We start from the raw sequence: 23,419 nt of genomic DNA, 5'->3' as shown, positions 1-23,419 counted from the left end.
CGCAGGGGCTTGGCTGCCGTCGGGCGGCGGGCCCCTCGCGCACACGAAACGATAGATGGAGCCACAAATGAAAGCCGCACTTCTCAAATCCTACGGTGATGTCGATCAGTTCGAAATCGGGGATATTCCGACACCGGCCCCCGGACCCGGCGAAGTCCTGATCAAGATCGAGGCATCCGCCGTCAATCCGTTCGACCTTATTCTCCGCCAGGGCTACATGGCCCAATTCATTCCGCTTCAACTGCCGGCAGTGCTCGGCGGCGACGCCGCCGGCACCATCGCCGAACTTGGCGAAGGCGTGACCGGCTTCGTGGTCGGAGAGCGGGTTGTCGCCGACTTCGCGGCAAACGGCAAAGGGGCGCATGCAGAATTCGGAGTGGTTCCGGCCACATCCGTGGCGAAACTGCCGGCAGGCCTGAGTTTCGAGCAGGGTGCCTCGTTGGTGAAGGCAGGCCTTACCGGCCGGCAGACCGTCGAGGCGATCGACGTTAAGGCTGGAGACCGGGTCCTCGTTTCAGGCGGCCTTGGCACGGTCGGACGTTCCGCCATCCAATATCTCCAGGAGATCGGCGCAATGCCGGTTGCCGGCGTCAGGCCAGAACGGCTGCACGAAGGTCAGGAACTGGCTGGCGAGGTGCTCGATATCACGGTTCCCACCGCACGCCCGAGCTTCGACTATGCGATCAGCACCGCTGGCCCGGTGGCCGACCACCTCATCGGCAATGTTCGCGACGGCGGCAAGGTTGCGAGCATCGTTCCAGTACCCGAAGGCGCCAATGCCGGCAACCGGGTTACGATCTTTGAAATTTACCACCGCACCGACGCGGCCATGCTCGACACAGTGCTGGTCGCCGCCGTCAGCGGATCGCTGGTGATCCCGATTTCCAAGACCCTGACCTTGGATCAGATCGGTGCGGCCCATAACGCGGTGGCGGCAGGGGCTCGCGGAAAAGTCGTTCTCAGACACTGAGAAAGACCGACGCGGCTCCGCCTTGAATGCTCCCTCGATCCGCCAATTCTGGGCGGGTCGTTGGCGGGGGTGCCAGATCAACCTCTCGAAATGGGCCAGCCAGCCTATGCGGAGTGGCTACGCACCCGCGTCAGTCCTCGATTGTAGCCTACGCCAATCAACTTAGCTGGCCGGCGCCCGTAACCCCGCAGAGAGGAAGGCGACGAGGTTCTCGAGCATAGCCTCCTTACTGAGCGATGAGACCTTTCCTTCTGTCAGGTCGCCGATACGGCCTAGGTCGTTCAGCATGAACATGTAGGTGCCTACTAGGAACGCCATGCGTACGCTCAAAAGATCACGCGGTATGCCAGGCATCGCGGTTTGGAGAGCGTCAATGTATCGTCGAACAGAGGCGTCATAAACCTCACGGCGTAGGCGGAGAGCGTGCTCCTCTTGCTCGGCATGCAGACGGGCTTGCAGGCGTACAAAAGAAGCGCCGTTCTCGTTGCTGTACTTCATGTCCCACTGGGGCTGCAGATAGGCCTTTACGATTGCCTCGACAGCTGGGCGCTCAGCCTCTTCCAGCAATTTGTCGAGCAGAACATGTCGGGTACCCGACAATATACCCCCGCGCCGCCGGAAAACTTCATCGAAAAGCGATTCCTTGTCTCCAAAATAATAGCGGATAAGCGCTTGATTTACCCCAGCATTCGCCGCTATTTCGCGCGTCTTCGCCCCAGAGTATCCCCGCTCCGCAAAAACAATCTCGGCGTGGTCCAGGATAGTCTCTTTAAGGTCACCATCATGCGAGGGGCGGCCAGGCCGGCGGCGCTGGTGGGGTTGTTTGCGCATGCACATTCCGTGTTTTTAAAAGCCTGATTCCGTTTCATGGAAACACACATGACCACAGGCTTACGCACTTAATTTAGGCAAGTGTGGAATTATCCGGAATCGTTAATCCCGTCAATGTAGGGCCAAATGTCGAATTTTCGATGCCTATCTTCTTCACCATTCTATTCGTATCCGTCGCGCGTTTAGAGAGGAACCAAATGTATTTACTATTGTGAATAATTTTGGCAAGCTGCCACAAAACACGATCTGCGACAAACGGGACCACACTCCGGAGGTGAAAAAAATGAAAGTCGATTTTACTGTTAATGGCAGCGCGCGTTCGGTCGATGTCGATCCGGCTACGCCACTGCTTTGGGTCGTTCGCGACTACCTCAAGCTTAAGGGCACTAAGTTCGGCTGCGGCGTCGGCGAGTGCGGTGCATGCACCGTTCATCTCAACGGCGAGGCCGTAAGAAGCTGCATAACTACCGTCGAAAGTGTTGCGGGGGGATCGGTGACTTCGATCGAAGGATTGAGCGCTGATCATTCCCATCCGGTTCAACAGGCATGGATCAAGCATGCCGTGCCGCAATGCGGCTATTGCCAGTCCGGCATGATCATGGCCGTATCCGATATTTTGGCCAAGAACCCCTCGCCGACAGACGAGGACATCGATAGGGAGCTCACCAATATCTGTCGGTGTGGCACTTATCCTCGCATCCGCGCGGCCATTCATGCCGCTGCAGCTATGCTGAAAGGAGCAGCTCAATGAGCGTCTCTGTCAATCGTCGCGCATTTCTACTTGGCACGGGAGCACTTGCAGGGGCGGTGCTCTTCCCGATTACCCGCTCAGGCGCGCAGTCAAGTACCGCGCCAGCAACCGAAGGGGTGGAAATACTATCCTGGATCGTCATCAACCCGGACAACACAGTGACCTACACGGTTCCGCAAACCGAAGTAGGGCAAGGCGTAACGACGACAATTCCGCAGATGCTTGCCGAAGAGTTGGATGCAGACTGGGAAAAGATGTCTGTGGCATTTTACGATCCCGCCATTAGCAAGGCTCGCGGCACGCCCTACGTCTGGACCACGACACTTGGAAGTTTGTCCGCACATTATCTCTTTGCACCCTCGCGGCTCGCGGCAGCGCAAGTGCGGGCCATGCTCCTTGAAGCGGCCGCAGAACGCCTTTCGGTCCCGACGGAAGAGCTGACGACTGGTGGGAATCAAGTGCACCATGGCAAGAGCGGCCGCAGCGTAAATTATGCCGACGTTGCCGCAGCAGCGGTTAAGCTGACTCCTCCGTTAGCTGAGAAGGTCGTATACAAATCGGTTGCCGATCGACGCTTCATTGGCAAGCCGATATCCCCCTTAAGTACTGTGCCTGCAACACGCGGAGAGATTGTTTACGGCATTGATATTGATTTGCCAGGTATGCGCTACGCCGCCGTGCAGCAATCCCCTGTCTTTGGCGGTAAGTTGGTGCGGGTCGACGACGAGGCACTGAAGGACTTGCCTGGTAATCCTCAGATCGTCCAAATTAAAGGCGGATTTGTCGGCTACAATTCGCCTGTACCGGATGGAGAGGACCCCGATCTCTGGGCGGCGGCGGTAAATATTGATGATACGGTCGCCGTTGTCGCTGATAGCTGGTGGGAAGCCAAATCCGCGCTGGAGTCATTGGAGATTGAGTGGGATGGCGGATCCCATGCTGGTTTGACGTCAGATAAGTTGAAGACAGCGCTTTCCACGCAGGCAAGTGGTGAGTTGCCTGTCTTGGTTGAGACGGGTGACGTCGGCAAAAGGATCAAAGAAGCTAAGCTATCACTGAAAGCTGAATATGTTTTTCCTTTCATGGATCCCGCGCCCTTAGAGCCGCTTAACTGCACAGTACTAATTGAGAAATCCAAAGCGACCGTGTGGGCCGGGAGCCAATATGCCGACGATGCGCATCGAATTGCGACTGAACTGACGGGCTTGGCGCCGGAGAACGTAAAGTTCAACCTGATGCAGTGCGGCGGCGGTTTTGGCCGACGTGTCCAGAACGACTTCGTTTATCAGGCAGTTCAGATCGGCAAAGCAATGTCAGGAACGCCGGTGAAAGTGCTTTGGAGTCGAGAGGAATGCATCAAGCACAGCACTTATACACCGCTTACAGTCGTGAAATTCGCAGGTGCGCTCGACGAAGATGGAAACATCGACACCTGGTCGTGCCGGATCGCTAGCGCACAGGCGGCGTTACAGTCCTATGGTGGAACGCATTTTCCGTTCTTCTTCCCTAACATGCATATTGCCTACCAACGCGACAAGACTACACCCATTCCGTTCGGATGGATGAGGGGGGTGGGGTTGACGCAGCACTTGTGGATGAACTTCGGCTTTCTCAACGAACTGGCGGTATTGGCACATAAGGACTCCGTTGATTTGTATAGGGCGTTGCTCGACCCATCCCTCATCCCGAAGGACCTTGAGCAGTACGACATCGCAGTCGCACGCTCAAAGACTCTGCGTCGGGTCCTCGATGCGGCTGCCGAGAAAGCTGGCTGGGGTGGGCGCGCAAAGAATGGCTCGGGCCGAGGCATAGCGGTGAGCGACACCGCTTATTACCTTGGCTACGAGTCGTCGTCGAAGGCGGCGGTGGTGGACGTAACGATCAAGGACGCCTCCGTCCGTGTAGATAAGGTCGCGATTACCATCGACGCTGGCACTATCATCAATCCGGATATTGTAAGGCAGCAGCTTGAAGGATGCATCTCGTACGCCTTGACGAACGCCTTCTATAGCGAGATCACCTTGGAGAACGGCCAGGTGCAGCAGAACAATTTTTATGATTACCCGATCCTTCGCATCGCTCAGGTGCCGGAGATCGAAATAAATCTGCTGCCAAGCGAGGGCTCGCCGCAGAGCGTTGGGGAGGATGCCGTTCCAATCACGATTGCCGCCTTGGTTAACGCCATCGCTGACGCTGGCGGACCGAGGATTAGGTCCCTACCGATCAAGGAACTGTCGTTAGTATAGAAACTCGGCGCGCCGACAGTTAAGAGCCGTTGCCCAGCGGCTCTTACAATCATAAGGAAGAACTCTTGAATTTTCACACCATAGTATTTTCTGCAGCGTCTGCACTCCTGCGTCCTACTGTATTGTGGGCTGCAGATCACCAAGTGGAAATGACAAACAAAGCGGCCGACGGAACAGTCATGGCGTTTGAACCAAGGGTTCTACACGTCCAGCCCGGCGACACAGTCACATTTATCCTGAAAGATAAGGGGCACAACAGCGCCTCTATCAAGAATGCCATTCCTGATGGGGCAATGCCATGGAATGGCAAGATCAACAATCAGATTTCAGTTAAGATGTAAGCCCACGGTGAGGGCCGCCTTGTGAGGTGAGGCTTAACATCGGAAGTCCTAGTGCAAACACTAGGGATAGTCCTATGACGAAGCATCCGATTGAAGTGATCACGTCTGTTGAGCGCCGTCGGCGGTGGTCTCGCGAGGAGAAGGAGCAGTTGGTCGCTGCCTGTCTTGAACCTGATGCGGTGATCTCGGAGATTGCCCGCGCGGCCGGCATCCATGTCAGCCAGCTCTTCCGCTGGCGCAAGGAGCTTTGCCAGGTCGATGGGCCGTCGGCAGGGGCGGCAAGCATGTTGGTGCCGGTAATCGTGTCTGAGACCGCTTCGGCAGGCTCGCCCGCTATACCGGAGCCACCCGCACCATCCCATCCCCGACGCAAGCGCAGCGATGTAACGATCGAGCTTGGTCGTGGCCGACGCGTCCGCGTGGATAGCGACATCGATACCGAAGCGCTTGGCCGTATTCTCGACTGTGTGCTGGGACTGCGATGATCCCGGTCCCTACAGGTGTAAAGGTCTGGCTGGCGACAGGCCATACCGACATGCGCAAAGGCTTTCCGGGTCTGTCGTTGATGGTACAGGAGGCGCTGAAGCGTGATCCGATGTGTGGGAACCTGTTCGTGTTCCGCGGCCGTGGCGGCGGTTTGATCAAGGTGATCTGGCATGACGGCCAGGGGGCCTGCCTGTTCACAAAGAAGCTGGAACGGGGACGCTTCATCTGGCCTTCAGCGGCCGACGGCACGGTAGTGATCACGCCCGCGCAGCTCGGTTATCTGCTGGAGGGTATCGACTGGCGGATGCCGCAAAAGACCTGGCGGCCGACGTCGGCCGGGTGAACAAAAGCACTGGAATGGCGGGGTCGAATATGATTCCATCCGGTCATGAGCGATGCGACCGAAGAGCTTCCGGACGACCTTGCCAGTGCGCTTGCACTGCTGGCTCAGGAACGCGCCCGGCGCGTTGCTGCCGAGGCGGAAGCAGCGACCGCCAAGGCTGAAGCTACCAACGCAAAGGCGCTTGTCTCGCATTCTGAGGCGCTGATTGCGCGGTTGAAGCTGGAGATCGACAAGGTTCGAAGGGAGCTCTACGGCAGCCGGTCCGAGCGTAAAGCACGGCTCCTCGAACAGATGGAATTGCAGCTCGAGGAGCTTGAAGCAGACGCCGGTGAAGATGAGCTGGCCGCAGAGGTCGCAGCCAAAACCTCGGCCATCAGGGCCTTCGTGCGCAAGCGGCCGTCACGCAAACCGTTTCCCGAACACCTGCCGCGCGAACGCGTCGTCATCGCCGCCCCGACGGCTTGCCCTTGCTGCGGCTCGGCCAAGCTGTCGAAGCTCGGCGAGGACATTACCGAGACCCTGGAGGTCATTCCGCGTCAGTGGAAGGTCATCCAGACGGTGCGGGAGAAGTTCACCTGCCGCGAGTGCGAGAAGATTGCGCAGCCGCCGGCCCCCTTCCATGTGACGCCCCGCGGCTTTGCCGGGCCGAACCTGCTGGCGATGATCCTCTTCGAGAAGTTCGCTCAGCACCAGCCGCTCAATCGCCAGAGCGAACGCTATGCCCGCGAGGGCGTCGACCTCAGCTTGTCGACGCTGGCCGACCAGGTTGGTGCTTGTGCCGCGGCGTTGAAGCCCATCCATCCGCTGATCGAGGCGCATGTTCTGGCGGCCGAGCGGCTGCATGGCGACGACACCACCGTGCCGATCCTGGCGAAAGGAAAGACCGATACGGGCCGCATCTGGACCTATGTCCGGGATGACCGGCCGTTCGGAGGGCTATCACCGCCGGCGGCACTCTACTATGCATCGCGAGACCGGCGGCAGGAGCATCCGGAACGCCATCTGAAGACCTTCACCGGCATTCTGCAGGCGGATGCCTATGGCGGTTACAATCCGCTGTTCAAGGTAGACCGCGATCCCGGTTCCTTGACGCAAGCACTGTGCTGGGCGCACGCGCGGCGCAAGTTCTTCGTGCTCGCCGACATTGCGGCAAACGCCAAACGTGGAAGGAACGCCGCGCCGATCTCGCCCATGGCTCTGGAAGCGATCAAACGGATCGATGGTCTGTTCGACATCGAACGGGAGATCAACGGGCTTGCCGCCGACCAGCGCCTGGAGCGCCGGCGCAAGGACAGCCAGCCACTCGTCGAAGAGCTGCACGGCTGGCTCCAAACCGAGCGGGCAAAGCTATCGCGCAGTTCTCCCGTCGCAGAAGCGATAGACTACATGCTCAAGCGTTGGGATGGCTTCACGTCATTCCTCGATGACGGCCAGATTTGCCTGACGAACAATGCGGCCGAGCGCGCGCTCAGAGGCTTCGCGCTCGGCAGGAAGTCATGGCTCTTCGCCGGATCGGACCGTGGTGCTGACCGTGCCGCGTTCATGGCGACACTGCTCACGACCGCCAAGCTCAACGACATCGATCCGCAGGCATGGCTTGCCGACGTTCTCGCCCGCATCGCCGACACGCCGATCACCAGGCTGGAGCAATTGCTTCCGTGGAACTGGCAGCAAGACACGCTGAACGCTCAAGCGGCATAACCTGCGGCCTCCACCGGAGGATTACGTTAAGATTGATGTCCCTGGCGTGTACGTCTACCAGTGCACCCCGCACTTTGCGATGGGCATGATCGGCGCGATCGTTGCCGGAGAGCCAGCAAATTTGGAAGAAGTTAAGTCGCTAAAGTTCAATGGTAAGGCAAAGAAAATCGTGGAGCAAATTATTGCCTCGATCGAGGCAGAGAAATAAAGTTGCTTTGCAGAAGGTGACACGTTAACGCAAGATGAAATAGGGACCTTCTAGAGTGGGGCCCTTATGCCTGGGCTCCGTCAAGCACGGAGCCCAGGCATAAATATTAAGCGGTCGCCTTCATAAAGTGCCGAATTTCCCGGCCGACTCGGATTCCGCTCTCTATCGCACCGTCAATATACTCATGCCATCCGTCCGCAGTGGCAGAGCCAGCAAAGAATAGACGGTTCTCCGGTTTTGCCATGTCCTTGTATCTAGAGAACCAACCTTTCCTCATGGCGGGGTAGCTCGTGCGGGCGTACTCATCCATTGCCCAATTATATGGTAGCGCTTCAAGTACCTCGACGTCGCCGTGGATTTTGCGTATTTCGGCAGCAATCGCGTCAAAATTCTCGAGGTTAATCAACGATTGCCGGCCAATCGTGATCTTGAGGATCGTCCCAAGTTCATCATCATATGCGTAAGTTTGCACAGCGTTGAATGGGTTAGGGTCATCACAGAAAGTGAATGTGTTACCAAGGTTCTGGCGTACATGGACGTAAAGCTCCGCACCGTCAGCCATCTCGGCGTGTTCGATAAATGCGCGCTTTTCGGGTGGTAGTGGTGGTTCGAAACGAACATCTGCGTAAACTTTGGTCGGTAAGGTAAGCACGCATGTGAGCGCGCGAAACACCCTCTTATCCGCAAGAGTCACCGTGACACCGTTGTCCGTCTGCGCGACAGCTTCCACAGGCACACCAAACTCAGAGTCTGCGCGGCAGTCATCGAAAATCGCTTGGCAAAGTGCATTTGTGCCGCCTTGCACGTGGTATCGCTTTTCTGAGTCAGTGAAGGTTATCGTGTCCCAAGAGGCAAGCGCGTGGAACTTAACAAAACTCGGGTAACTAAGTTCAGTGGTTGGGGCGCCGCCATAAAGCGTTAACTCCGCATTCATGGAGGCTAGCTGCAACTCGTTCAACCCAAGGGATTCGAGATGATCACGGGCAGACACGCCGTCAAGATTGGAGACCTCGTGATTGTCCAAAGGCGAATACGGCCGCGGGAACAACTCTCGTGAGCGGCTGCAGAACTTCTCGAACGCGGTGGTATACTCCTCGTCAAAAGTTGCAGGCGGCACATCGATTTTTTGGCCGTCCGCGAATACCATGTAAGCCTTATCCAGGTCCGCTAAGGGAGCTTCTTTAAATCCGAAGCCGTAGCGCTGCATCTCAGCGAAAACGTGCGGTTGGCACCAATGCACGCCGGCACCGCCTATCTCGACGGGACGACCCAGGAAATTTACGACGTGCGTTCTGCCGCCAAGTCTGTGACGGGCTTCGATAATCAGCACCGACCTGCCCTGTGCCGACAGTTCCCGTGCCGCAACTAGACCGGAAAACCCGGCACCTACGACGATTGCATCATATATCTTTTCTGTCATGTGCTTTCTCCTGCGTCGACTTTTATGAGTTAAGCTGCGTTGAGGATTTGTACGCGTGTGAATTCGTGAAAACCCTCCGGCCCGGCTTCCAGTCCAATTCCGGACTCCTTAGCTCCGGGAAAGGGAATATCCGGAGCGAGTGCCTGGTGTTGGTTGATCCAAACATTTCCCGATTCTAATCTCATGGCGAGTGCGCGCGCGCGCGTAAGATTGCTGGTCCAAATCGACGCACCGAGACCAAATGGACTCGCGTTGGCGCGGCTGATGGCGTCGTCATCATCGGTGAAGGAAATCAGCGGCGCCACTGGTCCGAATTGCTCCTCGTCCACCAGCCGCGAGCCGTCCGTAATGTCGCGAACGACCGTCGGCTCAATGAAGTATCCTGGTCTGTTGGCTACCCGTCCGCCAGCGATGATGATGCCATCTTTTTCCGCAATGGTGAGATACTCTTTGACTTTCTCGAACTGCTCGAGGTTCTGGAGAGGGCCAAGGTTGACGTCCTCGTCCAGGCCGCAGCCAAGTTTCAGCTTTTGCACAGCGATTGCGTACTTCGCGGCAAATTCATCATAAATCGAGCCTGCAACATATATGCGCTTGGCCGCGACGCAGACTTGGCCGGCATTAAGAAATGCCGCGGAGACCAACCCGGGGATGACTTGATCAATGTCTACATCGTCCAGGACAATTGCTGCATCGTTCCCACCGAGTTCGAGTGTTACCCGTTTTAGCGTGCCGGCAGCGCTAGCCATCACCTTTTTGCCCGTTGCTGTAGAGCCTGTGAACGAGATCTTTGCAACATCCGGGTGGTCGGTGAGTCTTGCGCCGAGATCGTTTCGATCGGAGATTACGTTGAAGACGCCGGGCGGAAAAATACCTTCGGCAAGTCGCCCCAGCTCTAGCGAGGTTAGCGGCGTCGTCGGCGCAGGTTTCAAAATCACGGTGTTTCCGGTGATGAGGGCGGCACCGAACTTATTGCTGGCGAGAAGCATCGGAAAATTCCACGGCGTAACGCAAGCGATCACACCCAACGGAACGCGGTGCAGTTCATATTTGCCCCGCGTATGGCTGCGTATTTCCGGTGAGGTCTCGTACGTTGCGAAATAGCGGATGCCGCGGATCGTCGCGCCGACCTCATACGTCGCCTCCGCCAGAGGTTTACCTTGCTCACGCGTAAGAAGCCGCGCAAAGTAGTCGACCTCCTGCTCTAGCCTGTCCGCCAGTAGAAGTAAGCAGGCGCGGCGGGTCTCTAACGATGTTGCGGCCCAATCAGGAAAGGCGTTCTTTGCTGATCTCACAGCCTCTTCGAGTTGTGTGGTGCTGGCGTAGGGTGCTGTCGCAAACATTTCGGCAGTGGACGGGTCGATGACCGGCATTTCTCCGGTACCCGGCACTAGACGGCCGTTTATTAGCATGTTGAAGTTTGTCACCTTTCTTTCCTCCTATTGGACTTTTTGGCGGGCTTATAGATGGGCAGGCGTACCGATCAGCTGGAGCAAGCCCGTTTTGACGAGACTGCATCTCGAAAGACTTTGATCTATTGGCAGCCCTTTGCAGGTACGCACCAAAATGGAGCTGAATTAGTCGCCGCTAACTTGGACGACACAGGCGGCTCGTGATCTTGTTTCTAGCGGACTGCGGCCAGAGCATTGACAAAACTGATCGCTGGCGTCCGATGGGCCGGGCGCTCCTCGGGGCTAACACGCTGCTAGTTCATGGCTCGCGCGACCGTGGCAGGTATGCGACGGCTGTGGTCTCCACACGAATTGCTGGGCTTATAAAACCGACCACCTGCATGCCAACAACCGAGGGGCCTTGTTGCCCATAGAATGCTTGCCGATGGGGAAAGAGCTGTTCAGTATATTCTTTCGCGCCAACATTGTAAAATATTACTTCACTTACGATATCCTGAGGCGTCCCACCAAATTCCCGCAGCACTTCTCCGAGTATCTCATATATACGTTTCATCTGAGAACCGGCGTCCTCGGCAAATAGTTCATTCCCTGCGTTATCGGTGGCTGTCAAACCGCCGATGAATACATAGTCGCCCGCCCTTACGGCAAGGGACATGCTATAACCGTTCTCCATCTCGGGTATTCTGTGGAAAAATTGCGGCTTCATATTTCTGACCTCCTCTTGGCTCTCACGCACAACGCGCGTATTTCACGCTCTTCGCCGACATGAAAGACAGCGCCCCCTCCAAATCTCGGCTCCGAACTGTGCGCCTAACACTTCCTCCAGTGCAAAAAGGATCACCGTCCATGCAAATGGGCGTTCGGATTGGAGAATAGCCTCGCGGATGCCGCTTAAGCAGCCACTCTCGCGCCGCCACTCCCCAACAAGGTGGGTTCGAACGTAATTATTCAATGGTATATTAAGTTGAAATGCGTGGCAAGTGTCATCAAGGCACCGCGGCTTTCGGTGGCCCGAGTGGCGACTCCATGCCGCGGCCCTATCACCCGCGGCGAAATCACATAGCCAGACAAACATGAGGTGAAAACAATACGTTACGTGAGAAGAGCGGTAAACTAGAGCTTAAGGCGCAGGCAGTGGGTTTGGTAAGCGTCGAGTCCCTCATGGGCCCAAACCACTTTTGACTTGTAATTCTTTCTTTGAATAATTAATGTGGTGAAACCTACTCGAAACAAGGGGCCTGCAAATGAAGCGCTTTCGTATTGGTCAGATCGTTCCAAGCTCCAACATTACGATGGAAACCGAGATACCCGCGTTGTTGCGAGCCAGAGAGCTCGTATCGCCAGAGCGTTTCACGTTCCACTCGTCTCGCATGCGGATGAAGCATGTAACCGCCGAGGAATTGAAGGCCATGGACAGGGACAGCGACCGGTGTGCGCTCGAACTGTCGGATGCGCGCGTCGACGTGATGGGTTACGCCTGCCTGGTAGCAATCATGGCAATGGGGCATGGCTATCATCGCCAGTCGCAGGAGCGCCTGCACAAGGCAACGGTCGACAACGGCAATCCGGCGCCGGTGGTGACGTCGGCCGGAGCGCTGGTCGAGGGCATCAAGGCGATTGGCGCGAAGAAGATCGCGCTCGTCGCGCCTTACATGAAGCCGCTCACTGAGCTCGTCGTGGACTACATCCGCAACGAAGGCATCGAGGTCAGCGTATGGCGCGCGCTCGAAATTTCCGACAACCTCGCGGTGGCCGCACACGATCCGATGAAGCTGCCCGGCATCGTCCGTTCGATGGACACGAGCGATGTCGATGCCATCGTGCTGTCCGCCTGCGTTCAGATGCCCTCGCTTGCGGCTGTTTCCGAAGCGGAAGCGGTGACTCGTAAACCGGTCTTGACGGCGGCGATCGCCACCACGTGGTCGCTGTTGAAGGCGCTCGACCTCGAGACGCGCATTCCGGGTGGCGGCACGCTGCTTTCCGGTGCCTATTAAGGGGAGGGCGCATTGGCTCGGGGATACAACGTTAACGCAAACGGCATTCGCCAGCACTTGCTCCACTATGAGGGGCCGGGACCGCAGGTGCTGCTCATTCCTGGCATCACGTCGCCGGCCATCACTTGGGGCTTTGTGGCCGAACGGCTGGCCGCAAGGTTCGACGTGCATGTGCTTGACGTGCGTGGGCGTGGCTTGTCACAAGGCGGTGCGCTCGACTTCTCGCTCGATGCCATGGCAGAGGACGCCGTTCGGGTCGCTGAAGCGGCGAGCCTCGACCGACCGATCCTGCTCGGGCATTCGATGGGCGCGCGAACCGGGATACGTGCCGCTCGCATGTGTCCGTCGGCCTTCTCGGGGCTGGTTCTGGTCGATCCACCCGTCAGTGGGCCAGGCCGACGGGGTTATCCGGCATCATGGAGCTGGTACGAGGACTCGATCCTGCTCGCCCAGCGCGGCTGCTCGCCGGAGGAGATGAAACATTTCTGTCCGAGCTGGAGCGAAGAACAGCTCGCCCTTCGTGCCGAGTGGCTGCACACCTGCCAACTGGACGCGATCCGCACCGCCTTCGACGGATTTCACTCCGATGACATCCACGCCGATCTGCCTGCGCTCCGCCTACCGATGCGCCTGGTGGTAGCAGGCGGTGCAGCGGTTATAGAGCCGGCCGATGTCGAGGAGATCAAGCGCCTCGTACCGGCAGTCGAGGTGCGAACGGTCGAGCGCGCGGGGCACATGATCCCGTGGGACGACCTGGAGGGCTTTCTCGCCGCAGTCATGGACTTTGCAGCATAGTTTTCAAAAAAAAGGGATTCTGAGCAATGGACCACGCGAGTTTCACCGAAATCTGCCTCCACCAGTTGAAGATGTCCGGCGTGCGCGACGGCGAGCGCCTTGTCGTGCTCACGCAGGGCAATGAACGACTGGACTATGCAAATGCGTTTCTTGCCGCTGGCCAACGTCTTGGCGCGAACATGTACCACATGCGCCTGCCGGCGCCCTTGCCGACGGGTGGCTGGAATGTTGGCGTCACCGGCCTTGCCGCGATGCCAGATGCCGTTGAGGCCCTCAAGAACTGCGACATGTTGATCGACTGCATCTTCCTGCTGTTCTCACCGGAGCAGATGGCGATCCAGGCCGCCGGTACGCGCGTGTTGACAGCGGTTGAGCCGCCTGAACTTCTGGCTCGCATGCTTCCTTACAAGGAACTGCGGGAGAAGGTGGAAATTGGTGGCGAGATCCTCTCGAGAGCCAAGGTTATGCGGATCACGTCGCAGCACGGGACCGACGTTACATACAAGCTGAACACCTATCCCACGATCACGGAGTACGCGTGCACGGACCAACCAGGCCGGTGGGACCACTGGCCGTCTGGCTTTGTCTTCACCGGCGGCGACGACGATGGCGTCGACGGCCAGATCGTAGTCGCGCCGGGCGATATCTTATTGCCGCAAAACACCTATGTGCGTGAGCCCATCATTTACACAATCGAGAAGGGCTGGATCACCGACATCCGTGGCGGCCTCGATGCCGAAATCGTCAAGTCTTACATGCAGTCTTTCGCGGATCCGAAAGGTTACGGCATGAGCCATGTCGGCTGGGGCATGAACCCCCAGGCAAAATGGCATAACTTCGTGCCGGGCGCCTTTCCAGGCGGCATGGGCATGGAGCCGCGTTCGTTCTACGGAAACGTTATGTTCTCGACCGGCCCTAATAACGAGCTTGGCGGTCCAAACGACACACACTGCCACCTCGACATCCCGATGCGCAACTGCTCGCTCTTCCTTGATGACGCACCGATCGTCATCGATGGGGATATCGTCGTGCCGGACATGAAAATGGAACGATAAAGATCAAGTCCGAGATGCACCTCAAAATGCGGTGCATCTCGGACACAGTAGGAGACGCGCGATGTCGCAGGAAGAAGTATACGAAGCGGCTGGTTTCGGCCGACCAGTGGAGCGGGGTTCGCGTCCCGCGATTGTGATTGTCGATTTCACGTACGGGTTCACCGATAAACAGTACCCAACTGCGGCTGATATGAGCACCGAGATCGCGATGACGCGCCGTATAGCGGATGTTGCGCGCGACGCTGGATATCTCGTGATTTTTACTACAATCTCATATCATCCAAGTGAGGTGGGTAACGTTGCCTGGCTCAGGAAGGCGTCGGGTATGTCGGCGTTGCTTGAGGGCAGCCGTCTGGTCGAGATCGATGAAACTACCGGGGTTCGACCGGAAGATCTGATCTTAACTAAGAAAGGTGCCTCGGCATTTCACGGCACTTCACTTGCCTCGCTACTGACGGCTGCATGTGTCGATACCGTCGTAGTAACGGGGGCAACGACGTCAGGATGCGTGCGGGCAACGGTCGTTGACGCTGTTCAATCCGGCTTCAACGTTCTGGTGCCGCGCGACTGTTGCGCCGATCGGGCGCAGTCACCGCATGATGCAAGTCTGTACGATATTCAGCAAAAATACGCCGATGTGACCGATGCTGTCGACGTCTTGAATTGGCTGGGCTCTCTACGAACGCATCGCTAGATCGCCGCACCCGCTATGCAATGAATGTGCGCCGTACAAAACACCTATTAGGGCTAAAATGATCTGAAATGGCGCGATAGGGTGTATGCTTAAACGCTAAAATGAGAGGTGTTACACGCACTGTGGACGCCTTGATGACAAAAAACGTTCCGGGAACGCAGCAAATTGGGTGGAATATGATCGAAATCAAAGATGTGAGCAAGGTCTACGGGGTGGGGGCAGGCGCCTACACAGCATTGGATAGTGTATCCCTGACGATCCGAAAAAACGAATTTTTCACACTTCTTGGACCGTCTGGCTGTGGGAAAACGACGCTACTTCGTATGATCGCCGGCTTTGACTTCGCTACGAGCGGTACATTGACGCTCGACGGGGAGAATCTGATCAACAAACCCCCGTATCTACGACCTGTAAACACTGTATTCCAATCCTATGCCCTCTTCCCGCACATGACCTGCGCGCAGAACATTGCTTTCGGACTGCGAATGCTGCGTAAGCCAAAGGATGAGATTGCTAGAACTGTCGCGGAAATGTTGGAACTTGTGCAGATGACCCGCATGGCCGACCGGTTGACTAACCAGTTATCTGGCGGGCAGCAGCAGCGCATCGCTCTGGCCCGTGCCCTGGCTCCCCACCCGAAGGTTCTGCTTTTGGACGAGCCCTTATCCGCGCTGGACTTCAAGCTACGCAAGGAAATGCAGATCGAACTCAAGCGCCTGCAAACGCAAACCGGCATTACTTTCGTTTTCGTCACCCATGACCAGGAAGAGGCGCTGACGATGTCGGACCGTATTGCGGTTATGAGTGCCGGTAAGGTCCGGCAGATCGGCCTGCCACGAGAAATATATGATCAACCGGCAGATCGCTTCGTTGCCGATTTCATAGGCGAAACCAACTTCCTTCCAGTCAATTTATCTTCTGTTGACGGTAGGGACGCCTGTATCGAATTCGAACCAGGTATACGATTGCGAGCGCGAGCACCGAAGGATGGGTCACGCGCTGGCCCGGTAACGCTGGCGGTGCGGCCAGAACATGCTGAGATCGTCCCGGCTGGGGCTGGTCATCTCGACGGCGAGTTGATGAACATTGTCTATTTTGGCACTGGTACCGCATATCACGTCCGCGTGCGCGAAGGCGGAGTTTTTGTCACGCGAACGCAAAATGCAGACTCGTCGACCGAAGCTATTTCTGTTGGCGATCGCGTCGGCATCCGCTTGCGTGACGGCGCGGCCCAGATTCTGGGAGACTAACCATGCATCCCTCCGTGAAACGACCGACCATATCAAAGGCGCAAGCGCTTCTGATTACACCTGCATTGTTGATTCTTCTCCTAGCCGCAATCATCCCCGTCGTATTGATAACTATCTATTCCTTCCTCACTCCCGGGGAATACGGAGGGATCGACTGGACGTTCTCAACCGAGAGCTGGGTGAATGTCGTCCTAAAGCGAGATTTCTTCACTAACGAAGTCAATTGGGCGACGGAACACCTGGTGGTATTTTGGCGGTCAATAAAACTTTCGATTATGACTGCGCTCCTAACTTTTCTGTTTGGTTTTCCTGCCGCCTACTTCATCGCGACTCGCCCACCGCATCGCCGCGATTTCTGGTTGACGTTGATAATGTTGCCGTTCTGGACAAACATGCTCATTCGGACCTTCGCAATGATGCAACTGATCCGGAACGAGGGCGTATTCAATAACGTGCTCGTCGGCTTGGGAATAATCAGTTCGCCAGTCCAAATACTCTATACCGAGACCGCGATCATGCTCGGTATGACATATGTTTACCTGCCGCTTATGGTGCTTCCTATCTACTCATCAATGGAGCGATTCGACTTTCGTTTAGTGGAGGCAGGATACGATTTGTATGCCCGGCCATTTCAGATTATGCGCGAAATAATCTTGCCTGTTGTTAAGCCTGGTGTCGTCGCCGGCGTGGTTCTGGTTCTCATCCCTTGTCTCGGCGACTATGTCATAACGACAGTTCTTGGCGGAGGAAAACAACTGTTGTTGGGCAACCTCATTGGGATGCAGTTCAGTGCACTCCGCAACTGGCCGCTCGGCTCGGCACTTTCGCTGACCCTCTTAATAATCGTCGGAATTGCGATGATCGTCTTCGTGCGTGCCACGGAAAAGGAGGAGGGCGTCAATGGCTAAAACGTTCAACGTTCGTCATATGCCGGGCATTAACCTAGTAGCGATGCTATGCTTCCTGATACTATATATGCCCATCGTGCTATTGATCATGTACTCTTTTAATGCGGGCGAGGCTCTTTCCATCTGGGAGGGATTCTCGTTCCGCTGGTACGCATCGGCATGGCAGAACGCGGCAGTAAAGGAGGCGGCTGCTCGTTCTCTGACACTCGCAGCTGTCGCCGCAACCGTCGCTACGGCAAGTGGGGTTCTTTTCGCCCTAGCGACTACCCGAACGCGTCCGTGGAAAGGACAAGGATTGGCACTTGCTGTGGTCAATCAGCCGCTAATGGTCCCGGAAATAGTGACCGCGGTCGGGCTGCTGAGCTTCTTTTCGGTGCTAAAAGTGACCACTGGTTACACGGGCATGCTCTATCTTGTCGTCGCACATTCAGCATTCTGCATTCCGTTCGCCTACATGCCGGTTAGAGCGCGGCTTAAGGGGATGGACTTGAGTTTGGAGCAGGCCGGTGCAGATCTCTACGCCCGGCCAGTGGAAGTCTTTCGACACATCACACTGCCACAGCTTTGGCCGGGCCTCCTTTCTGGCTGGATGCTCGCCTTCGTCATTTCGCTCGACAACGTAGTCATTACAGAGTTCGTGAAATCCGCCGGGCAAGAAACTCTACCCACATATATGCTCGGCCAGCTCCGGCGAAGAGTAACACCTGAAATCAACGCAATCTCCACGGCGCTAATACTTGTATCTATATTATTCGTCGTGGCGACTTATTTACTTGGGCGACAGCGCAAGTAATAAAATGAACATAAACAGAAAGGGAACAGACATGAATAGAATGGCAGTCTCAATCGCCGCAGGTGTGGTGCTACTCACATCAATTCCGGCTTCCGCAGAAGGTATCTTGAACATCTACAGCTGGGGAGATCTTTGGAGCCCTGAGATGATCAAGAAATTCGAGGAACAATACGACGTCAAGGTGACATTTTCGGAGTACGATAGTAGCGATACGGCGCTGGCAAAGCTGAAGGCCGGTGGAAACGACTTCGACATGATCGTCGCAGCATCCACATATATCCCAATCTTCATCCAAGAGGGCTTGTTGTTGAAGTCCGAACCTAACAAGCTCGAGAATTTCAAGAACGTTAATAAGCGCTGGATTGATGTCAGTTTCGATCGCGGCCGCGAGTATAGTATCCCTTGGGAGTGGGCAACGGTCGGCCTTAGCGTAAATACCTCAATTTATAAGGGCGACATCAACACGGCGGCGCTGCTATTTGATCCTCCCGCCGAACTACAGGGCAAGATCAACATTATTCCCGAGATGATGGACGTTATGGGCCTGGCGATCCACTACCTTGGAGGCGACAAGATTTGCACCGACGACAAAGCCCTTCTGCAAAAGGTCCGTGATAAACTGCTGGAAGCAAAAAAGCATTGGATTTCCATGGATTACAATACTATCGATCCGATGGTAAAGGGCGACTTTGCGGTGACGAGTGACTGGGGTGGGCCGGCCTTTATCAAAAGGCAGCGCAATCCCGACATTGCATATGGCTATCCCCAAACCGGCTATGGATTGGCCATGGATAACCTTGCTATTCTCGCTGATGCGAAAAATATCGACAACGCCAAGCTATTTATGAATTTCATGATGGATCCCCAAAACGCGGCGATGTTGTCAAACTATATCAAGTACCCCAATGGCATCGACGGCTCAGAGCAGTACATGGATAAGGAAATGACCACGTCACCTGAATTCGTGGTGCCGGAGAATTTGGCTGGTCTTTCATACTGGAATGAGACCTGTTCTCCCGAAATTCAACAAATCTATGGCAGGATTTGGACAGAGTTGAAAATGTAGCCCGCGGAAACTTGAGTCGGCAGGCCGCTTCGTGCGGTCTGCCGATAAATCAGTTGCTCGTTGGGTAACAGCTGATCTGCCAACTACCCATTGTCTTAGGCGCGTTCCCCCGTTAATTAATTATCCGCATCCTTAATTCACTAATATTTTGGTGCATCGAATGGGCGGAGAAGTGATGCTACAACAAGCGAAAGCCTCCAAGGGAAGGCGCAAACCTGGGCGGCCGAAGCCTGGGATTGATTATAGAGATCTAATTTTAGATGCTGCCGAACTGATCTTCGCAGACGAAGGGTTCGCTGGCTCGAAAATGCGCGATATTGCCAACAGAGCTGGTGTCAACCAAGCTCTTATCCGGTACTACTTTGGCAGCAAAGAGGACCTGTTCGACGAGGTTTATCGTCGGCGCGGGGCATTGCTATCGGGGAGGCGCCATGTACTGCTTGACGAGGTGCTCGCCCGTCCGACGAGCTTGCGCGTCGAGGACATCGTGCTCGCTTATCTCGCTCCTCAATGGGAGATGAAACACAGCGGCCCTGCGGGTGCCGCGTTCGTCAGATTGCAGGCGCGTCTTCACGCTGAACCGGCTGAGCATTCCTTTCGCCTCCGCCGCGAAGTCTACGACTCATCCGTTAAGCGATTTGTCAACGAGATAGCTCTCCTCACCCCTGATATACCGAAGGACATTATCAGCCTACGCATGGCGTTCTTGGTTGGCACTTATCTGTTCATGTTGAATGATCTTGGTCGGTTGAACGATCTAACTGACGGTCAACTAGGTGTAGTCGGCAAAGACGAGATGCTTAAGCACCTAACGGCGTTCTTGACCGCCGGCCTCAGAGCGCCTGTGCCGGATTAAACTGGCGTTGGAAGTGATCTTGGCCCCAAGCTTTGTCCAGTTTTGGGTTCTCAATGCGCTCCTAAGTCCACTCTTAAGAGCGCAGACTCACGGGAGACGCGGAACCTCGCAAGGCGGTTCACGCCGGAGGGATACCATCTTGCAGAATTCTTATTATCTCCGGGCAAGGCCGAGATCACCTCGAAAGCTTAATGCCGATCATCGGTGCCGGAACATACTCGCTATGCTTTGAACAGCTTGATCAGTCAATGGGTAACCTGATCAAGCAGATAGATAAAAATTAGACGAAGCTGGCGAAGGTTGGTCGTTCAGCTCCGGTCCCAAGTCGGCTGTTCTAGGTTCCAGGTGTCGGCCCAATCACATCTTCGGTCGTCGCCGTGACTATTCCGGACGCTAGTGGATTGATTCCAACACTTGGTGCCCCCGTTTGACGGCGGCAATGATTTCCTCGGGATCTGCCTTCCATTCGAAAGGGCGCGGTTCTTGGTTGTGCTCTTTGATGAACCGGTTGATGGCCGCCTGCAGGTCGACGACGGAGTGGAAGACGCCGTGCGTCAACCGTCGGCGTGTCAGTTTTGCGAAGAAGCCCTCGACGGCGTTCAGCCATGAACATGATGTTGGAACGAAGTGGAAGGTCCATCGCGGATGCCTTGCCAGCCAGGCGCGGACCTTCGGCTGTTTGTGGGTCGCGTAGTTGTCGAGAATGACGTGGACGGCCTTATCCTTCGGCAGTTCCGCCTCAATCGCGTTGAGGAAACGGATGAACTCCTGATGCCGGTGACGCTGCATGTTGCGGCCGATCACCGAGCCGTCGAGAACATTGAGGGCAGCAAACAAGGTGGTGGTGCCATGGCGCTTGTAATCATGGGTCATCGTGCCGCCCCGACCCTTCTTCAATGGAAGGCCCGGCTGCGTCCGGTCGAGCGCCTGGATCTGACTTTTTTCATCAACGGAAAGGACAATGGCATGGGCCGGCGGCGAGACGTAGAGCCCGACGACATCGTGCAGTTTCTCGGCAAAAGCCTTGTCATTTGACAGTTTGAAGCGGCGCCAGCGGTGCGGCGCAAGACCATGCTCGTGCCAGATCTTGACGACGGAAGAGGCCGCGATCCCAACGGCCTTTGCCATCGCGCGATTCCAGTGCGTGGCCTCCTGCCTGGGCGGTTCCAACGTCAGCGCGACCACCTGCTCGACCAGTGCCGGATCGAGTGGAGCGATGCCGGGCGGGCGGCTCTTGTCGCGCAAAAGGCCATCCACACCTTCGGCCATGAACCGCTCCTGCCATCGCCAGACGCAGGTCTTCGATTTGCCGGTCGCCGCCATAATGGCCACCGTTCCCAAGCCGTCGTCGCTCATCAGGATGATCTTCGCTCGCCACGCATGCTTCTGCGGCGAACCGCGGTTGGCAACGATGGCTTCGAGCCGGGCCCTGTCGGCGGCGGTGACGTCAAATGCAATACCGGAGCGCATGCTGGACCGTCGCACATTCGACAACCGATGGGAATCCAAAATCGGACTCTTTTGTCGCGATCAATCCACTAGGATGTTTCGCTCGGACCCAGAATTCGCTGCATGACCTAGCCTGACCCCGCGTTAAAACTCCAGCGGTGGTACCACTCGATTGAGAGGGATTAAGAGACAGGGAGACGCAAAGCGGGTGGACACCTAGGGGCGGGCAGTTCGATGAGAGTGCGATTGTAGACGATGCCTTCTCTCTGGCCTTTGAACCGCGCCGGCTTTGCCGGAGACCGTTTGGTTTAAGTTATGCGGCCATAGCCGGTGCGTCCAGCATGGCATAGTATCGTTCTTCCGCCTCGGCCGGCGGAATGTTTCCGATTGGCTCGAGAAGGCGGCGGTTATTGAATCAATCGACCCATTCGAGCGTGGCGAACTCCACGGCTTCGAAGTTGCGCCACGGTCCCCGTCAATGGATGACCTCGGCCTTGTAAAGGCCGTTGATCGTTTCGGCGAGAGCGTTGTCATAACTGTCGCCAACACTTCCGACGGAAGGCTCGATGCCCGCTAACCGCTCGGAATAGCGAATGGACACGTATTGCGAGCCGCGATCGGAATGGTGAACCAGTCCGCCGCGATGGACGGGCCGCCGCTCATGAAGTGCCTGGTCGAGGGCATCGAGGACAAAGGCCGCATGGACCGTTCGGCTTGCCCGCCACTCGACGATGCGGCGGGCGAAGGCATCAATGACGAAGGCCACGTAAACGAAGCCCTGCCAGGTCGCGACATAAGTGAAATCGGATAACCACAGCATGTTCGGCGCTGGAGCGAAGAACTGTCGGTTCACCCGGTCGAGTGGGCATGGAGCGGACTTGTCCGACACGGTGGTTTTGACTGGCTTGCCGCGAATGATGCCTTGAAGTCCCATCATTCTCATGAGCCGTGCGACGGTGCAGCGAGCGACATCGAAGCCTTCTCGCTGCAACTGTCGCCAGACTTTCCGCACGCCATAGACCTGGAAGACCTCGTTGAACACCCGGCGTATCTCGATCTTCATGGCCATGTCGCTCCGGGCGCCCCGGAAGACCGGCGGCAACGCTAAACTGGGGAAGATTCAAACGGCACTTCTGGGGAGTATTGATCCGGTATCGACACGGTGTTCGTCGATGAAGGAAATCATCGCTTCAGTGGGCGGTCGAGCTCCGCCTGGGCAAAATACGCCGAGGCTTTGCGTAAAATCTCATTCGCCTGACGAAGCTCGCGGTTCTCCCGCTCCAGAGCCTTCATCTTCTCGGCAACGTCACTCGGCAAACCTGCACGCTTGCCGCTGTCTACCTCGGCCTTCTTCACCCATTCATTGAGCGTATGTGCCGAGCAGCCGATCTTGGCGGCAATGGAAGACACAGTCGCCCATCGCGAAGGATGCTCCGCTTCATGCTCGACCACCATTCGAACAGCGCGGGCGCGGACTTCAGGAGAAAATTTGTTCGTCGTCTTGCTTGTCATAGACCCTACTTCTCACGAGTTGGGGTCTCCAGCAAAGCCGGGGCGCTTCAGATCGTTAAACTGAGGTTCGGCGCAAACACGGCTCTGGTTGCGGGCCATCCGGCAGAGGTCTGCGCTTCGGTCTACCAAGTGCGTCATCCCACTGCGGGTAGCAGGCATCGGCTTCCGCGCAAGAGGCTCGTTATCCTCCGACGCGAGTTCAAACTGCTTGATCTTCAGATTAAGATGCCGCGCCGGCTGGCATCAGACTTTCGGCAGACGCGTCCAATGCGAGACCCGGGCCGACCAAAAAATTCCTATTTGGATTAATTAATTTTTCTTAGCCCTGTGATCGGTGT

The 23,419-nt window shown here is 56.4% G+C and carries 22 protein-coding genes, 1 pseudogene and 1 other annotated feature; of the genes and pseudogenes, 17 read left to right on the top strand and 6 right to left on the bottom strand.

From position 1 onward, the window contains the following. The first annotated feature begins 67 nt into the window (after positions 1-67). Positions 68-970, top strand: coding sequence for an NADP-dependent oxidoreductase (locus shn_RS30340; RefSeq protein WP_064334260.1), 903 nt, complete (start codon positions 68-70; stop codon positions 968-970). Between the two features lie 162 nt (positions 971-1,132). Here shn_RS30340 and shn_RS30335 read toward each other — a convergent pair whose 3' ends face one another. Further along, positions 1,133-1,801 carry a TetR/AcrR family transcriptional regulator gene (locus shn_RS30335; protein WP_145926109.1) on the bottom strand — a complete coding sequence of 223 codons (669 nt, stop codon included), beginning with the start codon at positions 1,799-1,801 and terminating at the stop codon, positions 1,133-1,135. Between the two features lie 283 nt (positions 1,802-2,084). Here shn_RS30335 and shn_RS30330 point away from each other — a divergent pair, with 283 nt between their 5' ends. The 7 genes from shn_RS30330 (at position 2,085) to shn_RS35350 (ending at position 7,877) form a co-directional block, all read left to right on the top strand. Beyond that, positions 2,085-2,552, top strand: coding sequence for a (2Fe-2S)-binding protein (locus shn_RS30330; protein ID WP_024900002.1), 468 nt, complete (start codon positions 2,085-2,087; stop codon positions 2,550-2,552). Beyond that, positions 2,549-4,798, top strand: a complete 2,250-nt coding sequence (gene ndhA / locus shn_RS30325; protein ID WP_084438676.1) for a nicotine dehydrogenase subunit alpha NdhA — start codon at positions 2,549-2,551, stop codon at positions 4,796-4,798. Before shn_RS30330 ends, ndhA begins: the two co-directional genes overlap by 4 nt. Positions 4,799-4,863: 65 nt before the next feature. After that, the gene (locus tag shn_RS35355) at positions 4,864-5,139 is read left to right on the top strand and encodes a plastocyanin/azurin family copper-binding protein (RefSeq protein ID WP_245337527.1); all 276 of its coding nucleotides are present in this window, start codon (positions 4,864-4,866) and stop codon (positions 5,137-5,139) included. 74 nt (positions 5,140-5,213) lie between these two features. After that, positions 5,214-5,624, top strand: coding sequence for a transposase (locus tag shn_RS30320; protein ID WP_037407864.1), 411 nt, complete (start codon positions 5,214-5,216; stop codon positions 5,622-5,624). After that, positions 5,621-5,968: an IS66 family insertion sequence element accessory protein TnpB gene (gene tnpB, locus shn_RS30315; protein ID WP_064334258.1), complete on the top strand. Its 348-nt coding sequence runs from the start codon at positions 5,621-5,623 to the stop codon at positions 5,966-5,968. Before shn_RS30320 ends, tnpB begins: the two co-directional genes overlap by 4 nt. 45 nt (positions 5,969-6,013) lie before the next feature. Next, a complete protein-coding gene (locus shn_RS30310) occupies positions 6,014-7,669 on the top strand; it encodes an IS66 family transposase (protein ID WP_064334257.1) in 1,656 nt (551 codons plus the stop codon). Positions 7,670-7,715: 46 nt separating this feature from the next. After that, positions 7,716-7,877 (top strand): hypothetical protein, encoded by a 162-nt coding sequence (locus shn_RS35350; RefSeq protein ID WP_245337526.1) that lies wholly within the window; start codon positions 7,716-7,718, stop codon positions 7,875-7,877. A gap of 106 nt (positions 7,878-7,983) precedes the next feature. On the opposite strand, the gene shn_RS30305 is transcribed toward shn_RS35350, so the two are convergent. From shn_RS30305 to shn_RS35345, 3 genes are all read right to left on the bottom strand, one after another. Beyond that, on the bottom strand, positions 7,984-9,297 hold the full coding sequence (locus shn_RS30305) for an NAD(P)/FAD-dependent oxidoreductase (protein ID WP_064334256.1): 1,314 nt from the start codon (positions 9,295-9,297) through the stop codon (positions 7,984-7,986). A 29-nt stretch (positions 9,298-9,326) separates the two neighbouring features. After that, positions 9,327-10,724: an aldehyde dehydrogenase family protein gene (locus tag shn_RS30300; protein WP_024899997.1), complete on the bottom strand. Its 1,398-nt coding sequence runs from the start codon at positions 10,722-10,724 to the stop codon at positions 9,327-9,329. A 283-nt stretch (positions 10,725-11,007) separates the two neighbouring features. Beyond that, the gene (locus tag shn_RS35345) at positions 11,008-11,415 is read right to left on the bottom strand and encodes a Rid family hydrolase (RefSeq protein WP_024899996.1); all 408 of its coding nucleotides are present in this window, start codon (positions 11,413-11,415) and stop codon (positions 11,008-11,010) included. Between the two features lie 586 nt (positions 11,416-12,001). On the opposite strand from shn_RS35345, the gene shn_RS30295 reads away from it, so the two are divergent. From shn_RS30295 to shn_RS30255, 9 genes are all read left to right on the top strand, one after another. After that, positions 12,002-12,703 (top strand): Asp/Glu racemase, encoded by a 702-nt coding sequence (locus shn_RS30295; RefSeq protein WP_145926120.1) that lies wholly within the window; start codon positions 12,002-12,004, stop codon positions 12,701-12,703. Between the two features lie 12 nt (positions 12,704-12,715). Beyond that, on the top strand, positions 12,716-13,498 hold the full coding sequence (locus shn_RS30290; protein WP_024899994.1) for an alpha/beta fold hydrolase: 783 nt from the start codon (positions 12,716-12,718) through the stop codon (positions 13,496-13,498). A 26-nt stretch (positions 13,499-13,524) separates the two neighbouring features. Beyond that, a complete protein-coding gene (locus shn_RS30285; protein WP_064334255.1) occupies positions 13,525-14,553 on the top strand; it encodes a hypothetical protein in 1,029 nt (342 codons plus the stop codon). Positions 14,554-14,614: 61 nt separating this feature from the next. Next, the gene (locus tag shn_RS30280) at positions 14,615-15,247 is read left to right on the top strand and encodes an isochorismatase family protein (protein WP_024899992.1); all 633 of its coding nucleotides are present in this window, start codon (positions 14,615-14,617) and stop codon (positions 15,245-15,247) included. Positions 15,248-15,381: 134 nt separating this feature from the next. Continuing rightward, positions 15,382-16,497 carry an ABC transporter ATP-binding protein gene (locus tag shn_RS30275; RefSeq protein WP_243016884.1) on the top strand — a complete coding sequence of 372 codons (1,116 nt, stop codon included), beginning with the start codon at positions 15,382-15,384 and terminating at the stop codon, positions 16,495-16,497. Between the two features lie 2 nt (positions 16,498-16,499). Further along, positions 16,500-17,405, top strand: a complete 906-nt coding sequence (locus shn_RS30270) for an ABC transporter permease (RefSeq protein ID WP_024899990.1) — start codon at positions 16,500-16,502, stop codon at positions 17,403-17,405. Continuing rightward, positions 17,398-18,198: an ABC transporter permease gene (locus shn_RS30265; RefSeq protein WP_024899989.1), complete on the top strand. Its 801-nt coding sequence runs from the start codon at positions 17,398-17,400 to the stop codon at positions 18,196-18,198. Before shn_RS30270 ends, shn_RS30265 begins: the two co-directional genes overlap by 8 nt. A gap of 31 nt (positions 18,199-18,229) precedes the next feature. After that, the gene (locus shn_RS30260) at positions 18,230-19,264 is read left to right on the top strand and encodes an extracellular solute-binding protein (protein ID WP_064334254.1); all 1,035 of its coding nucleotides are present in this window, start codon (positions 18,230-18,232) and stop codon (positions 19,262-19,264) included. Positions 19,265-19,424: 160 nt separating this feature from the next. Next, positions 19,425-20,120, top strand: coding sequence for a TetR/AcrR family transcriptional regulator (locus shn_RS30255; RefSeq protein ID WP_245337525.1), 696 nt, complete (start codon positions 19,425-19,427; stop codon positions 20,118-20,120). Between the two features lie 393 nt (positions 20,121-20,513). Here shn_RS30255 and shn_RS30250 read toward each other — a convergent pair whose 3' ends face one another. Together shn_RS30250 and shn_RS30245 are read right to left on the bottom strand one after the other, a co-directional pair. Further along, on the bottom strand, positions 20,514-21,590 hold the full coding sequence (locus shn_RS30250) for an IS630 family transposase (protein WP_064334252.1): 1,077 nt from the start codon (positions 21,588-21,590) through the stop codon (positions 20,514-20,516). 292 nt (positions 21,591-21,882) lie between these two features. Continuing rightward, positions 21,883-23,081: pseudogene (locus shn_RS30245) on the bottom strand (IS3 family transposase). Continuing rightward, positions 22,695-22,797, bottom strand: a sequence feature (AL1L pseudoknot). Its footprint overlaps the pseudogene before it by 103 nt. Positions 23,082-23,419: the final 338 nt, after the last annotated feature.

Source organism: Shinella sp. HZN7 (assembly GCF_001652565.1).
Lineage (GTDB): Bacteria > Pseudomonadota > Alphaproteobacteria > Rhizobiales > Rhizobiaceae > Shinella > Shinella granuli.
The sequence above is the reverse complement of the archived record's forward strand: the minus strand, read 5'-3'. Positions and strand labels throughout refer to the sequence as shown.